This window comes from Desulfoprunum sp. (assembly GCF_053613775.1).
Window position 1 is genome coordinate 586,387 of record NZ_JBSHXH010000004.1, and the last position, 14,445, is coordinate 600,831.

A 14,445-nucleotide genomic window follows, 5' to 3' on the forward strand; every position below is an offset into this window, starting at 1 on the left:
ACAAACCATGGTTGACGAGCAGAAAAACGAAATTCACCACATACGGAAAAATATTGATTCGATCGACAGTGAGATTCTCACCCTGCTCAAACGACGGATCACTTTTGCCCGGGATATCGGACGGCTCAAGGACGAAAACAATCGCGCCAAGTGGGATCCGCTGCGTGAGAGACAGATATACGAGCGCCTGCTCAAAGAAAATGGCACCACCTTTCCGGAGGACTCGCTGCGGACCATCTTCCATGAGATCATTACCGCCTGCCGACTGTCCCAGCGAAATATCGAGGTTGCCTATCTCGGTCCCGAGGCCACCTTCTCGCACCTTGCCGGCGTCAAGTACTTCGGCCACTCGGCAACCTACAAACCGCAGGAATCCATCGACGATGTCTTCTCCGAGGTTGAAAAAGGGCGCACCCGCTACGGGATCGTGCCGGTCGAGAATTCGATCGAAGGCTCCGTGGTCTCCACGCTCGATTCCTTCATGAAATATAAGGTCCAGATCTGCGGCGAGGTCCAGCTTGAAATCAGCCACAACCTGGTCTGCCGGTCCGGCAATATCGAGGATATCCAGACGGTGGCCTCCCACGCCCAACCTCTGGCCCAGTGTCGGGAGTGGCTGCGGAAACATCTGCCGAATATCCCGACGCTGCCGGTGCTGTCCACCGGCGCCGCCGCCCAGATGGCGGCCAACAACCCCAATATTGGTGCCATCGCCTCGTCCCTGGCGATCAAGCGCTACGAACTCCAGGTCGTCGTCAAGGGCATCGAGGATTATCGCGGCAACACCACCCGTTTCCTGGTCATCGGCAAGAGATCGCCATCGGCCAGCGGTCAGGATCGCACCTCGCTGCTGGTCGGCACCATGGACCGACCGGGGGCGCTCAATGAAATCCTGACCGTGCTGTCGGAAGAGGAGATCAACCTGACCAAACTCGAGTCGCGGCCGATCAAGGGCAAGCAGTGGAAATACTTGTTCTTCCTTGATATGATCGGTCACATTGAGGATGAGAAGATTTTCAGGGGCTGCGAGCGCCTGCGGCCGCTCTGTTCGTATTTCGAATGGCTCGGCTCCTACCCGCAGAGCAACTACCTACCCTCCGATGCGTGACATCTGCCCCGGACACTGCATGGCTTGACCATTGTCAAGGCGCTGCTGCAACTGGTGACCCTTCGGCTTGTCCAGAACGGTATCGCGGATCGCCCTCATCAGCTCCTCGTCTGTCGCCCCACCACGCAGCAGGGTCTTGATATCCCGTTCGTTGTCGTTGAGCAGACAGGAACGCAATTTCCCTTCGGCGGTCAGGCGCAGCCGGTTGCACTGGTCGCAGAAGTGATGGCTTATCGGGCTGATGAAACCGACGGTCCCCTGCCGGCCGTCACGGGCCTGGAGATGGTAGACCCTCGCCGGGCCGTCGATTCTCTGGGATTGGCGGGGGATGAACTCCCCCATATCGGTCAGCATGGCCATGATATCCGCCGCCCTGATGAACTGCTCCAACTGCCAGCTGCTCTTTTCCCCGACCGGCATGAATTCGATGAACCGGACCTGGAAGGGCTGATGAAGGGCCAGAGCGGCGAAATCGCCGAATTCGTCATCGTTGATCCCCTTCATCGCCACGACATTGATCTTGATGCGGAAACCGAGATCTCTGGCCGCCATGATTCCCCGCCAGACCTGATCAAAGCAATCCCGACCGGTGATCCGGGCAAATCTGTGCGCCTGCAGGCTGTCGAGCGAAATATTGAGCTGCCTGATGCCGGAGTCGTACAGTGACTGCGCGTACTCCTCGAGCAGGACGCCGTTGGTCGTCAGCCGGACCTCATGCAGTCCTTCGATCCTGGTCAGTCTGGCGATGAACCGGAGGATATCCTTGCGCACCAATGGCTCGCCCCCGGTCAGGCGGATCTTGTTCATTCCCAGCTGAATCGCCAGGCAGACCACCCGCAGCAGTTCTTCGTAGGTCAACAGGTCGACATGCGGCAGGATCACGCTGTTTTTTCTCCGGCATCCGGTGTCGCCGTCAGTTTCCGGCATGCAGTACATGCAACGGAGGTTGCAGCGGTCGGTCACGGAGAGGCGGAGATAGGAGATGGTCCTCGAGAAATTATCAACGAGAGGGGTTTTGTCGGCTCTCAAAGGGGCTGTCTTCGACACGGCTTTCAGCAACTGTTGGAGGAAGGAGTACTGAGAAGGGGCAGTCATTGACTTTAACCCCATGGACATATATATTCTAACACTCTTAACCGAAAACACTACACCGTGACAATCGAAAATCTGTCGTTCCCCCTTTACCATCCCGCTGACTTCAATGCTGATCCTCGGAATTGAGAGTTCCTGCGATGACACCGCCGCGGCCATCCTGGAAGACGACCGTACCCTGCATGCGAGCGTGTTGAGCAGCCAGGACGGCATCCATCGCCCCTTCGGCGGGGTTGTGCCGGAACTTGCCTCAAGAAAGCATCTTGAATCGGTCTACCCTGTTGTCGCCGAGGCATTGCAGCGGGCTGAAATCACCCTTGACGATATCGATCTGATCGCCGTGACCCAGGGGCCGGGGTTGATCGGTTCCCTCCTCGTCGGATTTTCCTTTGCCAAGGCCATTTCGGCAGTAACCGGCATTCCCTTCCGGGGGGTTGATCACATGGCCGGCCACATCCTCTCCGTCTTTCTGGAGGAAGAAAGGCCGACCTTTCCCTATATCGCCCTGATCGCCTCGGGGGGGACCACCTCGTTGTACCTCGCCGAGGGCCATACCACGTTTTCCCCTCTCGGCAGGACCCGGGACGACGCGGCCGGAGAGGCCTTCGACAAGGTCGCCAAACTCCTCGACCTGCCGTACCCGGGAGGGCCGCAGGTTGCCCGCCGGGCCGCCGGGTGGGATGGCGATCTCATCAGGTTCCCCAGGGCCTGGCTCGATGAGCAATCCCTCGACTTCAGTTTCAGCGGCCTCAAGACGGCGGTGCTCAACCACTGCCGCCAGCAGAGTCAGGCGGGGTCGCAGGTGGCCGTCGGTCAGGTCTGCGCCTCCTTCCAGGAGGCGGTGGTCGATGTCCTGGTCGAAAAGACGCTGCGCGCCGCCCGCCGGCACGGAATCGACACGGTCGTCCTCGGCGGGGGCGTTTCCGCCAACGAGCGATTACGTCAGGTGCTGGCCGCCCGAGCCGGCGAACATGGGGTGAAATGCTACGTGCCGCGACCGGCCTTCAGCACCGACAACGCCGCGATGATCGCCCTGGCCGGATACCATCGCTTCAATGAATCCGGCCCTTCTCCAATCGACAGCGATGTCTACTCGAGATCCTCTCTCGGATAATCGACCTTCGCATGAAACTTGACCGGATCAGGAAATACTACTATCTCCGCTTCATCCGCCTCAAGGGGGACCCGCGGTCGCTGGCCCTGGGCACCGCCATCGGAGTTTTTGTCGGTTTGACCCCGACGATGCCGCTGCACACGATCATCATTCTCCTCCTCGCTTTTCTCACCAGGACCTCGGCGATAGCCGGCATACTCGTCAGCATGATCGTCTGCAATCCCCTGACCTATATCCCGATCTATTATCTTTCGACCATCATCGGCAATACCATAACTCCATATGAACTGAACTGGGAAAAAGTCCAGGCGGTCGTCGACGGGCTTTCCTCGTCGCAGGGGTTTGTCCACTCCTTCGACCTCCTTGCCGGACTCGGCCAGGAGACCGTTGTCGTGCTTCTTGTCGGCGGCGTCATCTTCGCCTTCCCTTTTGCCGTCGTCAGCTATTACCTTGCCCTGCGCATTTTTGTCAAAATCAGGGCCAAACGGCAGGCAAAGCACATCCTCAACTGACCCCAGACAGGGCCGGGACTCCCCTCCACCATTCACCGGGCATAACCATGTCAGTCTACGGCAAGACCAGATCCGCGCTGCAGGAACACCATCTCGCCCCGAAGAAGAAATTCGGTCAGAACTTCCTGGTCCACCGCCATACCGCCGAGGCCATCGTCCGTGCCGGGGAGATCGGCCCCGATGACGTCATCGTCGAGGTCGGTGTCGGGCTGGCGGCCTTGACGATTCCTCTTGCAAGAACGGCCCGCCAGGTCGTGGGGATAGAGATCGACAGCGGCATCATCAGGTTCCATGAACAGGAACACGACCTGCCGGACAATGTCACCCTGCTCCATCAGGACATCCTCAAGACCGATTTTGACGAACTCGAAAGGCGGTGCGGCGGAAGATTGAAGATCATGGCCAACCTGCCCTATTCGATCTCCAACCCATTCATCTTCAAACTGATCGACAACCGCCGCCATGTTGAAAAGGCTACGGTCATGCTGCAGAAAGAGGTGGCCGACAGGCTGCTCGCCGGCCCCGGGTCCAAGGACTACGGCATTCCATCAGTGCTGCTGCAGCATTGCGCCCGTGTCAGAAAGATGATGACCCTCAGTCCGGCCGAGTTCCACCCCCAACCCAAGATCGATTCGGTCGTTATCCGGATCTCTTTCCCTCTGGATCAGGACCGACCTCGAACCCTTTCTTCCGAGGAGTCGGAACTGTTCACCAGAATTGTCAGGGCGGCCTTCAGCCAGCGGCGCAAGACCATTCTCAACACCCTGACCTCGGCCATTTTTTTTCCAGCCCTGCCCGACCGCAACGATGTCAAGAAGATGACCGAGGACGCCATCATCGCCGCCGGCCTCTCTCCTCGAGTCCGGCCTGAGACCCTTCCGATCGCGGCGTTTGAAGAACTGAGCCGGTCATTTCACCGATGTCTGGCTGACACCGGACGCTGATTTCGGGGTTCCCCCGGGATTGTCGTTGCAGTCAATCCGCGGTTGGCGGGCAGTCTGAATGCTGAACATGCAGAGACAAACTGCCGGCATCGCAAACATGAACGTCATGACACGGGCCCGCCTCCGGCGCCTCCGCGTCGAAGGCCACGGCGCACCACAACACACGCGGAATACTTACAAGGAAAAGGACAGCGTGGCGGAATGAAACCGGACGGTCAAGGTCCGCCACGCAGTTGGAAAGGATGATCGAACAGGCTTCAGCGGGACAATTTAACGGTTGATCTACTGCATCGTTGATTCGCCAAAGGGATTGACGTTGCCCGAGGAACTGAGATCAGCCGTCACATACAGGGTGGCATGCGTCTTGCCAAGAGAGCCGCCCAGACCTTCGGCCAGAACGACCATACAGGTCTTGTTCGGCTTGGTAAAGGCGAGCAGGGTATAGTCATAGGACGCCTCACCGACCAGTTTCCATTTGTTGTTGCGCATCGAGGCAACGATGAAATCCTTCAGCGAATTTAATTCGACCCTGCCGGCGTAATGAAGGATGCCGCCTTTGAACGATTCGGTATTGATCGACATTGTCTTGTTCTGATCAAGTTTCATTTCGACCGGGAGTTCGAGGTCGCCGAAACTGCCGACGGAGTTTGCCAACGGAGGAAGCTCGCCGGTTCCGATTGCCGATTGATTCTGACTCTTGCCGGAACAACCACCTATAACCAGTGCGAATGATGCAATAACAACGAGTGTCGATATTCGCTTGACGATAAAAGCCGTATTCATTGTTCATCCTCCAATTTTTTTTAAAATGAAATCGTGCACATTCTTTCTGTGCGATTTCTGATTTCGATGCGCCGGGTAGCCAACCGCAATCACCGCCATGAGATCGTATCTTGCGCTGATGCCCAATTCGGCATTGACTTCATGCTTGTTTTTGAGAATCTGACCGAGCCAGACTGCCCCCAGGCCTAAAGATTCCGCTGTCAGCAGGATATTCTGGATAGCGGCGCCGGCCGACTGGAGATCCTTGACTTCATCATATATGGCCTCGGTGTCGAGGAACACAACGATCAGACTGTTGCAATTGGCGACAATATGACGATAGAGGGTCAGATCGGCAATATGGTTCCGTACCTCTTGGTCGGTCAGGATCACAAAGCGCCACGGTTGATTATTCTTGCCGGAAGGAGCCCAGATCGCCGCTTCCACCAGGGTCACCAGATCTTTCTCAGCAACAGTTTCGGTGGTAAATTCACGAATGCTCCGCCGTTCTTTTATTGCCTTCAATATACTGTTTTCCATATCACTTCAGCATAAATACGTGCAACCGCACATCATCTGTCGAAAAAACGTGATTCGTGGTGTCCCGCCAAGCATCAAGCAACTACTCATAAACTAGTTTAATTTTAAATGGTTGTCGAGAACAAATGCACCCTGCCTGAACAGACTTCCTAGTCAAGTCCACCTAGACACATATATTTTATCTCCAGATATTCGTCCATTCCGTATTTCGACCCTTCTCTGCCAAGCCCGGAATCCTTCCTGCCGCCGAAGGGAGCGGCCTCGGAGGAAAGGATGCCGGTATTGACGCCGACCATGCCATATTCGAGATTTTCGGTGACCTTCCAGGCCCGCGTCAAGTCATTTGTAAAAAAATATGCCGCCAGGCCATATTCCGTGTTATTTGCGATCCGCAGGGCCTCCTCTTCGTCTCGGAAATGGAAAAGCGGCGCAACCGGGCCAAAGGTCTCCTCATGGGCGATCAGCATCTCACCGGTGACATCGAGCAGGACTGTCGGCTCAAAGAAAAACCCTTCCCCCGCCCTCCTTTTGCCGCCGGTAGCAACGCGCGCCCCTTTGGCCAGGGCATCTTCGATCTGCCGTTCCACCTTGACGATCGCCTTGTCATCGATCAGCGGCCCCATATTGCAATCGGCACAGGACCCCGGTCCGAGAACAAACCGGCGTTTGACCTCGTCAACCAATCGCGCCGCGAATTGTTCATAGATTTCCTCCTGGACGAGAAAACGATTGGCGCACACGCACGTCTGGCCGGAATTACGGAATTTCGAGGTCATCGCCTCCTCCACCGCGAGGTCGAGATCGGCGTCGCCAAAGACGATGAACGGGGCATGCCCGCCCAATTCGAGAGACAGTTTCTTCAGTGAATCACCGCACTCCCGCATCAGCGCCTTTCCGACCTCCGTCGATCCGGTGAAACTGATCTTCCTGACGAGCCGACTGTGCGACAGCAAGCGGCCGATCCGTTCGGCCTGACCGGTAATGACGTTGAACACTCCGGGCGGCAGGCCGGCCTTGTCGGCCAGCACCGCCAGGGCCAGGGCCGAAAACGGCGTGTACGAGGAGGGTTTCACGAGCACCGTGCAGCCGCAGGCCATCGCCGGGGCCGCCTTCCTGGTGATGGTCGAGAGAGGAAAATTCCACGGCGTTATCGCCGCACACACTCCGACCGGCTCTTTCAGGACGATGATGCGTTTGCCCTTCTGGGACATCGGAATCGTGTCGCCATAGACCCGTTTCGCTTCCTCTGCATACCATTCGACATAGGAGGCGCAGGAGGCGACTTCGCGCATCGCCTCCTCCAGGGGTTTGCCCTGCTCCCGCGTCATGATTGCCGCGAGATCGGACTGATGTTCCAGAATCAGATTATGCCAGCGCCGCAGCAGGTTTGATCGTTCTTTGGCAGTCAGATTCTTCCACAGCGGGAAAGCCGTGTGCGCCGATGCAATTGCCGCCAGTATCTCCTCTTCGCCTAAAGAAGGGACATGACCTACCAGTTGCTGCGTCGAGGGGTCCACGACATCGAAGCTCTCGGCCGAAGTTATCCATTGTCCATCGATATAGCACTGCTGCTTGAACAGTTCCGAATCCTGAATTCCCACGTCTTCCCTCATAGCATAGAATAAAAAAAGCCCTGTTGTGCATGCAGCACACAACGCGAGCTCTCTTTTCAGCCTTGCATCCAGATACGCAGGTACTATACTCGAATTCTTTACCGAATGTCAGAAAAACCATGCACGGATGTGATCAAACTTTCCCAATCAGAGGTAGAATGCAACGCGAAATTACCGACGTACCTGTTGTGCGAACACCGATCCGCCTCGGCCAGTTTCTCAAACTCGCCAATCTGGTTCAGGACGGCGTTGAAGCCAAGATCCGTATTCAACACGGCGAGGTTCAGGTCAACGGTGTCCAGGAGACCCGACGCGGCCGACAGCTGGGCATTGACGATGTGATCGAAATGAACGGACTCGCCTGCAGGGTGATCGTGCAGCAAGAATGACGGATGCAGATGCACCCGCCCGTCGCTGAGAGCGGCGGACGATAAGATATTTGTTAATATATATCCGGATGTTAAACTCATTAGACGGCAATTTTCCGGGTTCAACCTTAGAGGTCACGATGACGCACACCCCTTTTCATATCGGATCGATGCTTCTCGCACTGATGGTCCAGATCTTGCTGATCAGTTCGGCACCGGCTGCCGACACGCCCACGCGGCATAGGGTTCTCCTCTTTTATTCCGCCAATACCCTCGGTGAGATGGAACCGTGCGGTGGCTGAGGAGCAAACCGGTTGGGCGGTCTGTCCAAAAAAGCGTTTCAGATTTCAGCTCTTTCAGCGCAAATCGATGCACCATCCGTCATCCTCGATGCCGGCAATCTTCTTTTCAAGCCAAAGGCGGCCCCTGTCACAGTCGACGAAAAGATCACCGCCGCCGGCATCATGGACATACAGCAACTGATGGCCATCGATGCAGTCGCCGTTGGCCCGCACGACCTGGCCGCGGGGATCGATTTTCTCCTCGCCTCCCGCCGCCGGGGATTTCCCTGGCTGTCAGCCAATATTGTGGACCGGAACCGGTCGCCGCTCTTCGCTCCTTCACTGATGATCACCAGATCCGGGCTTGATATCGGAATCATCGGCCTTACCGGCTCCGGCGCCAGTCTGCCGCAGGGAACACATCTTGCCGATTGGAGGGAGGTTCTCCCCCGGCAGCTGCAGCGTCTCGACCGCTCCCCCGACATGGTCATCATCCTGTCCTCCCTTTCGGCATCCGAGAATGTCGAAATGATCAAACAGCATCCGGAAATCGATATCCTCATTACCGCCGACCACATCCAGGGCAATATTGCGCCGAAGATTACCGGCCGGACCCTGATGACCCAGACGCAGAGCCAGGGCAAATTTCTCGGGCAACTGGTTGTCGACTGGCTGCCCGGACATCCCTGGGCCCATGACCAATCGCAGCATCAGATCAGATTACGGCAACGATTGGAGAACATCGATCGACGCCTGTTGCATCTGGGGCAGGAACAGCGGCAAAACCGCTCGGGCAATTCCGATTCCGAGTACGTTCGTCGTCTAGGACAGGAGCGGGAGGACATCATGCGACAACTCGGCGGTATTCTTGCACAACAGGAGAAAATGAAGACGGGTGAGATCGCGGCCAGCCGGTATACGCACGCGTTTATCGGGTTGAACAGCAACCTTCAGAGTGACCCCCGGGTCTCCGAGAAAATCAGCCGGATCAAAGAGAGTGTTGCGGAAAGTCATCTCCGCCCTCAAGCCGGAGAAGCCCCGATCTGCAGCGGAAAACAGTGAGCTGTTGACAAAAAAAAAGCGGGTCCGGCATCCCGGACCCGCTCATCTATGACGCTGCGGCATTGACCGCAGCGCATTTTCTTTTTACCTCTCAGCAGCCGAAAGCCTTCTGCAGATTGGGAATGGTCTGTTTCTTACGGCTCATCATGCCGTCAACCCACATTGAAGAACCCTGGAGCTTGCCGTTGAAGGCCTTCTCGATCAGGGCCGGGTCGTCGGAGAGTACAACCAGGTCGGTTCCTTCCTTGACGACATCGGTGAGCATGAGCAGGACCGAATGACGGCCATCGGCCTTCACGTCGGCCATCGCCTTGAGGAGATCGGCACGGACAGCGGCAACCTGATCGAGGGTGGCGAGTTCGAGCTGGCCGACGCCGACCTTGTTGCCCTTCATATCGAAATCCTTGTAATCGCGGAACAGCAGGTCCTTGGCCGGAATGCCGGCCACGGAGGACTTGGCCTTCAGCATTTCCATGAACAGGTCGTCGGTGTTGGCGACGCCGGCAATCCCCTTCAGATCGGCAACAGCGGCCTTGTCGTCATCGGTGCAGGTCGGCGACTTGAAGTTGACGGTGTCGCTGAGGATCGCTGCCAGCATGCCGCAGGCGATGTTTTTCGGGATGGCGACTCCGGCGTCCTTGAACATCTTGTTCAGAACGGTGCCGGTACAGCCGACGGGCTCGGCGCGGAACAGGATCGGGTTGTTGGTGGTGACATCACCGATCTTGTGGTGATCGACGATCATGACCACGTTGGCGGAGGCCAGATTGCCAGGCCCCTGGGCGAGATCACTGAAATCGACGAGGGCGATATCCTTGCCGGCGGCGTCGGTCAGCAGTTCGGGGGCGGTGAGACCGAACTGGCCCAGCAGCATCTTGGATTCCGGATTCAGCGCATCGGCGGTGGTCTGCATGCAGGCCTTGGCATCCTTACCCTGGGCCTTCAACAGAGCGGCCAGAGCGATTGACGACATAACAGAATCGGTATCCGGGTTTGAATGTCCAACCACACAAATTGTCATCGTAAATCCTCCATTAAATAAGTGTATGATGTAAAATGGTTAACTCCTGGAAAACCAGTTGGTCCCTCTCATCTTTTTCGTTCGAAAATTAACGAGGTAGCATAGTGTCTTCAAGTATCCGCGTCAAGCAGAAAAAGCTGCCTCACCTATCCGATCCTGATCCCGAATGGCTTCGCTGTCCCGCTCCAAAATTCTTCAGCCGTGACAATATGCTGACCCTGCAGTATAATTCGAAAATCTACATATCCGTCAGGCTCCATCCATGCTGCCACCCTCATTAACCGCAAGGCAAAGAATATGGATCATACCGAAAACGACCCCGCCCCCCGCCCTCGTCGCAGGAAACGATCGAAGGCCAAATATCTGCTCCTCTTGATCGCTGTCCTCCTGGTCGCCGCCTTCGCCTTTCTGACCCGCAACGATCCCCGCTTCTCCCTCGAGCGACTGATCGGCCAGGGCGGTCGGCAGACCTCATCGCCGACCACTCAGCCGCCTTCTGCCGATACGGCCAAAACAGTCATCATTCCGAGTCAGGCGCCGCCGGCAAAGGACACACCGGCCACTGCCGAAACTCCTGAAGTACCAGGCGAAGACAAACAGGGTCAGGCTACCGCCGAAACAGACGATGCTGCAGGCGAGGATACCGTGTTGACCGGGGAAGAGCTGTGTTCCCGGGACAGCATGAAGCTCGAGGCCTTTTACGCCCATCTCGATCAGCAGCCATACATCAGATCATTCAATCTCCCGCAATCGAGCGGGGAGCATTTCTCCGGCCTGTTCCGGAAATTGGCCGCCCAGCCTCCGATTGTCACCCGCGAAACCGACGACCTGTTCACGATCCTCAAGAACACCGCCCACTTCTTCAGGGTGATCGGCAAAGACAACATTCTCCTGATCAAGGGGATACTCGATCAGGAGAAGGAATCCTATGAGGACATCGTCGCTGCCCTCTTCCGCCTGACCAATCAGCCGGACTGTCTGAAGAGCCGACTGGGCCTTCATATCCCGGAGTCGGTCTACTACGACTACTCCGGGTTCTTTCTCAACACCATGGGGGGACGGCTGTATCTCTTCCGGCGCGATTCGAAATCACGGATGATCGTCAATTACTATGCCATTCTCCTCGTTGACCGCGCCAATCAAAACGGGACGAACAGTCATGGAATTGACCTCAAGCAGGCGATATCGTCGCTGATTTCCGAGATCGAGAGCGGCGGCGGCCACCTCAAGTTACGGGAAACCTATCTGGATCAGCTCTACGCCCTGAAGGAAAAATATCCGGAACCGGCTCAGTAAACTTCACTTCATTCATCCAATACAAAGGTTATTCCTATGGACATCTGGTATGTGGCGGTCAACGGTCAGCAGCAAGGCCCGTTTTCTCAGGAATATCTGCGGCAATCACTGGCGGCGGGCTCCTACTCGCACGACACTCTGGTCTGGCGGCAGGGTTTCGATGCCTGGCGACCGATAGCCCGGGTCCCGGAGCTGCTTGCCCCGGCGGCGTCCTTCTCGCCGCCGCTCCCGCCCGCCGCCGGGGCCACGGCCCATGAGATCGATTATCAGATCTTCGGCAACGAGATGCAGTTTGTCGAGATCGAACTCGACAGTCAGGAGAGCACGGTGGCCGAGGCCGGCTCGATGATGTACATGTCGAACTTTATCAGGATGGAGACTGTCTTCGGTGACGGCAGCTCCGCCGACGCGGGGGGCGGATTGCTGGACAAGATGCTCGGGGCCGGCAAGCGCCTGATCACCGGAGAGAGCCTGTTCACCACCGTCTTTACCAACGCCGGCAGCGGCAAGGGCAAGGTGGCCTTCGCCGCCCCCTATCCCGGCAAGATCATCCCCCTGGAGTTGAAACAGTACGGCCAGAAGCTGGTGTGCCAGAAGGATGCCTTTCTGTGCGCCGCCAAAGGGGTCGCCATCGGCGTTGAATTCCAGAAAAAGATCGGCGTCGCCCTGTTCGGCGGCGAAGGTTTCATCATGCAGAAACTCGAAGGCACCGGCATGGTGTTCATCCATGCCGGCGGGACCATCGTCGAGAAAGAACTGCAGGCGGGAGAGATGCTGCGGGTCGATACCGGCTGCCTCGTCGCCCTGACCCAGACGGTGCACTACGACATCGAATTCGTCGGCGGGGTCAAGTCCGCCCTGTTCGGCGGCGAGGGTTTCTTTTTCGCCACCCTGCAGGGACCGGGACATGTGTGGCTGCAGTCCCTGCCCTTCTCGCGACTCGCCGGACGCATCCACGAAGCGGCGCCGCAGAACAACGCCGGCTATTCGACCAGCGGCGAGGGCTCGATTCTCGGGGGGCTCGGAAACCTGTTCGAACGCTGAGCGGGACAGGTCAGAAGTCTGTCCCTCGGACAGCCGGCGCGACACGCTCAAGGAGGACTTCCGTATCCTGACGGAAGTCCTTCGGTGCCGTTTTTTCAGGTATTCCCAGGTTTATGCCGCTTGCCGTCCTCAACCAACACACGCGATCCGATGAACGAAACTCAGCTTAACGCCTCCCTGTTTCAATTCCTGCGCGCCGCAACCTCGTCGTACCATGCGGTCGCCTCGCTGGCCGACCTGCTGCAGCAGGCCGGTTTCATCCGGTTGCGGGAGGATCAGCGCTGGTCCCTGGCCGCCGGCAATTCCTATTTTCTGGTGCGCGACGATGCCGGCCTGATCGCCTTCAGGCTGGGGGAAGGCAATACCCCGGAAGACGGGTTCAGGATGCTGGCGACCCACAGCGACAGCCCCGGCCTGCAGCTCAAGCCGCGAGCCGACAGGCAGAGCGGGAAATACCTGCAGCTGGGGGTGGAGGTGTATGGCGGCCCGCTCCTCAATCCCTGGTTCGACCGCGACCTGTCGCTGGCCGGCCGGGTCTGTTGCACCATGGCCGACGGCGGGCTGCAGACCCTGCTGGTCGACTTTGCCCGCCCGCTGCTGGTCATTCCCAGCCTGGCGCTGCATTTCGATCGTTCCGCCAACGACAGCAGGAGCGTCAATCCCCAGACCCACCTGGCGCCGATCATCGCCCAGACCCTGACCGATCAGCTCCCCGCCTTCCGCGACATCCTGCTCGAACAACTCGGCCGCCAGTACCCCGCCCTGCAGATCGCCGATATATCGGGCTTCGACCTGTTCTGCTACGATACCCAGGGGCCGGCCTTCACCGGGGTGAACGGCGAATTCATCTCCGCCGGCCGGCTTGACAACCTCCTCAGCTGCCACGTGGCGACCATGGCCCTCACCGCTGCCGATCTGTCCCACAACTGCCTGCTGTTCTGCGCCAATCATGAGGAAAACGGCTCGGTGTCGTCATCCGGGGCCCGGGGGGCGTTTCTCGATGCCACCCTGGACCGACTCCTGCCGGAGCCGCAGTCCCGCCGGATAGCCCTCGCTCGATCCTTCCTGCTGTCGATCGACAACGCCCATGCCGTCCACCCCAATTTCAAGGACAGCTCCGACCCCCAGCATGAGGTACTGCTCAACGGCGGGCCGGTCATCAAGATCAACGCCAACCAGCGCTATGCCACAAACTGCGTCAGTGCTTCGATCTTCAAACGCTTTACCCGCGAGGCCGATGTCCCGCTGCAGGAGTTCGTCATGCGCAGCGACCTGCCCTGCGGTTCGACGATCGGACCGTTGACTGCTGCCAGGATCGGCGTGCCGACGGTTGACATCGGTGCCGCTACCCTGGCGATGCACAGCATTCGCGAACTGGCCGGGAGCAAGGACCCGCACCTGCTCTATCGGACTATCCACCGGTTCCTGACCTCACCCACAGGGGTGGCGCCAAATAACTGAGGCGGCCGGCATCGGTCCGGCGAAGACCAGGGTCCGGCCGGATCGATCACCCTGCCCCGGCGGCCCGGGAAGCAGGAGGGTAACCTCTGCAGGTTGAAATATTCGGGGCGGCCACTGTTGTGTTTGGTTTATCGCCTCAATTCAGGTATCATCCCGGCGTTACGCCGAAGCGGCATTTTCCGCGGGAAGAAGGTCACGCACGACCTCCCGGCCAAGACTTCATCAAT

General features: G+C 58.0%; 14 protein-coding genes. 9 read left to right on the top strand and 5 right to left on the bottom strand.

Annotated features, from left to right (window positions below; genetic code table 11):
* The first annotated feature begins 7 nt into the window (after positions 1 to 7).
* Positions 8 to 1,108 (top strand): prephenate dehydratase, encoded by a 1,101-nt coding sequence (pheA, locus tag ACWGKN_RS06715; RefSeq protein WP_035227597.1) that lies wholly within the window; start codon positions 8 to 10, stop codon positions 1,106 to 1,108.
* Here pheA and moaA read toward each other — a convergent pair.
* Entirely contained in the window at positions 1,091 to 2,137 is a 1,047-nt protein-coding gene (gene moaA / locus ACWGKN_RS06720; protein ID WP_035227595.1) for a GTP 3',8-cyclase MoaA, read from the bottom strand. The genes pheA and moaA overlap by 18 nt on opposite strands.
* Before the next feature lie 172 nt (positions 2,138 to 2,309).
* On the opposite strand from moaA, the gene tsaD reads away from it, so the two are divergent.
* Genes tsaD through rsmA form a run of 3 tightly spaced genes read left to right on the top strand, consistent with a single transcriptional unit; the run spans position 2,310 to position 4,770 of the window.
* Positions 2,310 to 3,314 carry a tRNA (adenosine(37)-N6)-threonylcarbamoyltransferase complex transferase subunit TsaD gene (tsaD, locus tag ACWGKN_RS06725; RefSeq protein WP_452094912.1) on the top strand — a complete coding sequence of 335 codons (1,005 nt, stop codon included), beginning with the start codon at positions 2,310 to 2,312 and terminating at the stop codon, positions 3,312 to 3,314.
* Positions 3,315 to 3,325: 11 nt separating this feature from the next.
* Positions 3,326 to 3,826 (top strand): DUF2062 domain-containing protein, encoded by a 501-nt coding sequence (locus ACWGKN_RS06730; RefSeq protein WP_452094913.1) that lies wholly within the window; start codon positions 3,326 to 3,328, stop codon positions 3,824 to 3,826.
* 47 nt (positions 3,827 to 3,873) lie between these two features.
* Entirely contained in the window at positions 3,874 to 4,770 is an 897-nt protein-coding gene (rsmA, locus tag ACWGKN_RS06735) for a 16S rRNA (adenine(1518)-N(6)/adenine(1519)-N(6))-dimethyltransferase RsmA (RefSeq protein WP_424253408.1), read from the top strand.
* A 282-nt stretch (positions 4,771 to 5,052) separates the two neighbouring features.
* On the opposite strand, the gene ACWGKN_RS06740 is transcribed toward rsmA, so the two are convergent.
* From ACWGKN_RS06740 to ACWGKN_RS06750, 3 genes are all read right to left on the bottom strand, one after another.
* Complete coding sequence (locus ACWGKN_RS06740) at positions 5,053 to 5,424, bottom strand: hypothetical protein (protein WP_052159746.1); 372 nt, start codon at positions 5,422 to 5,424, stop codon at positions 5,053 to 5,055.
* Positions 5,425 to 5,556: 132 nt separating this feature from the next.
* Positions 5,557 to 6,072, bottom strand: coding sequence for a nitroreductase family protein (locus ACWGKN_RS06745; protein WP_035227587.1), 516 nt, complete (start codon positions 6,070 to 6,072; stop codon positions 5,557 to 5,559).
* A gap of 149 nt (positions 6,073 to 6,221) precedes the next feature.
* On the bottom strand, positions 6,222 to 7,673 hold the full coding sequence (locus ACWGKN_RS06750) for an NAD-dependent succinate-semialdehyde dehydrogenase (RefSeq protein ID WP_452094914.1): 1,452 nt from the start codon (positions 7,671 to 7,673) through the stop codon (positions 6,222 to 6,224).
* A gap of 170 nt (positions 7,674 to 7,843) precedes the next feature.
* Between ACWGKN_RS06750 and ACWGKN_RS06755 the strand changes: the two genes are divergently transcribed.
* The gene (locus ACWGKN_RS06755) at positions 7,844 to 8,074 is read left to right on the top strand and encodes an RNA-binding S4 domain-containing protein (RefSeq protein WP_035227584.1); all 231 of its coding nucleotides are present in this window, start codon (positions 7,844 to 7,846) and stop codon (positions 8,072 to 8,074) included.
* Positions 8,075 to 8,367: 293 nt separating this feature from the next.
* On the top strand, positions 8,368 to 9,396 hold the full coding sequence (locus ACWGKN_RS06760; RefSeq protein WP_452094915.1) for a hypothetical protein: 1,029 nt from the start codon (positions 8,368 to 8,370) through the stop codon (positions 9,394 to 9,396).
* Between the two features lie 91 nt (positions 9,397 to 9,487).
* Here the strand turns inward: ACWGKN_RS06760 and ACWGKN_RS06765 are convergent, their stop codons facing one another.
* The gene (locus ACWGKN_RS06765) at positions 9,488 to 10,417 is read right to left on the bottom strand and encodes a manganese-dependent inorganic pyrophosphatase (RefSeq protein WP_035227580.1); all 930 of its coding nucleotides are present in this window, start codon (positions 10,415 to 10,417) and stop codon (positions 9,488 to 9,490) included.
* A gap of 297 nt (positions 10,418 to 10,714) precedes the next feature.
* Here ACWGKN_RS06765 and ACWGKN_RS06770 point away from each other — a divergent pair, with 297 nt between their 5' ends.
* The 3 genes from ACWGKN_RS06770 to ACWGKN_RS06780 all read left to right on the top strand — a co-directional run bounded on the left by ACWGKN_RS06770 (position 10,715) and on the right by ACWGKN_RS06780 (position 14,218).
* Positions 10,715 to 11,713 carry a hypothetical protein gene (locus ACWGKN_RS06770; RefSeq protein WP_452094916.1) on the top strand — a complete coding sequence of 333 codons (999 nt, stop codon included), beginning with the start codon at positions 10,715 to 10,717 and terminating at the stop codon, positions 11,711 to 11,713.
* 36 nt (positions 11,714 to 11,749) lie between these two features.
* Entirely contained in the window at positions 11,750 to 12,757 is a 1,008-nt protein-coding gene (locus ACWGKN_RS06775; protein ID WP_452094917.1) for a TIGR00266 family protein, read from the top strand.
* Positions 12,758 to 12,907: 150 nt separating this feature from the next.
* Complete coding sequence (locus ACWGKN_RS06780; RefSeq protein ID WP_452094918.1) at positions 12,908 to 14,218, top strand: M18 family aminopeptidase; 1,311 nt, start codon at positions 12,908 to 12,910, stop codon at positions 14,216 to 14,218.
* Positions 14,219 to 14,445: the final 227 nt, after the last annotated feature.

What these genes read in the sequence shown, in the direction of transcription:
- ACWGKN_RS06775 (WP_452094917.1), top strand. Translation starts at nt 11,750, where the DNA reads ATGGACATCTGGTATGTGGCGGTCAACGGTCAGCAGCAAGGCCCGTTT.
- ACWGKN_RS06745 (WP_035227587.1), bottom strand. Translation starts at nt 6,072, where the DNA reads ATGGAAAACAGTATATTGAAGGCAATAAAAGAACGGCGGAGCATTCGT.
- ACWGKN_RS06780 (WP_452094918.1), top strand. Translation starts at nt 12,908, where the DNA reads ATGAACGAAACTCAGCTTAACGCCTCCCTGTTTCAATTCCTGCGCGCC.
- pheA (WP_035227597.1), top strand. Translation starts at nt 8, where the DNA reads ATGGTTGACGAGCAGAAAAACGAAATTCACCACATACGGAAAAATATT.
- tsaD (WP_452094912.1), top strand. Translation starts at nt 2,310, where the DNA reads ATGCTGATCCTCGGAATTGAGAGTTCCTGCGATGACACCGCCGCGGCC.
- ACWGKN_RS06765 (WP_035227580.1), bottom strand. Translation starts at nt 10,417, where the DNA reads ATGACAATTTGTGTGGTTGGACATTCAAACCCGGATACCGATTCTGTT.
- ACWGKN_RS06755 (WP_035227584.1), top strand. Translation starts at nt 7,844, where the DNA reads ATGCAACGCGAAATTACCGACGTACCTGTTGTGCGAACACCGATCCGC.
- ACWGKN_RS06730 (WP_452094913.1), top strand. Translation starts at nt 3,326, where the DNA reads ATGAAACTTGACCGGATCAGGAAATACTACTATCTCCGCTTCATCCGC.
- rsmA (WP_424253408.1), top strand. Translation starts at nt 3,874, where the DNA reads ATGTCAGTCTACGGCAAGACCAGATCCGCGCTGCAGGAACACCATCTC.
- ACWGKN_RS06770 (WP_452094916.1), top strand. Translation starts at nt 10,715, where the DNA reads ATGGATCATACCGAAAACGACCCCGCCCCCCGCCCTCGTCGCAGGAAA.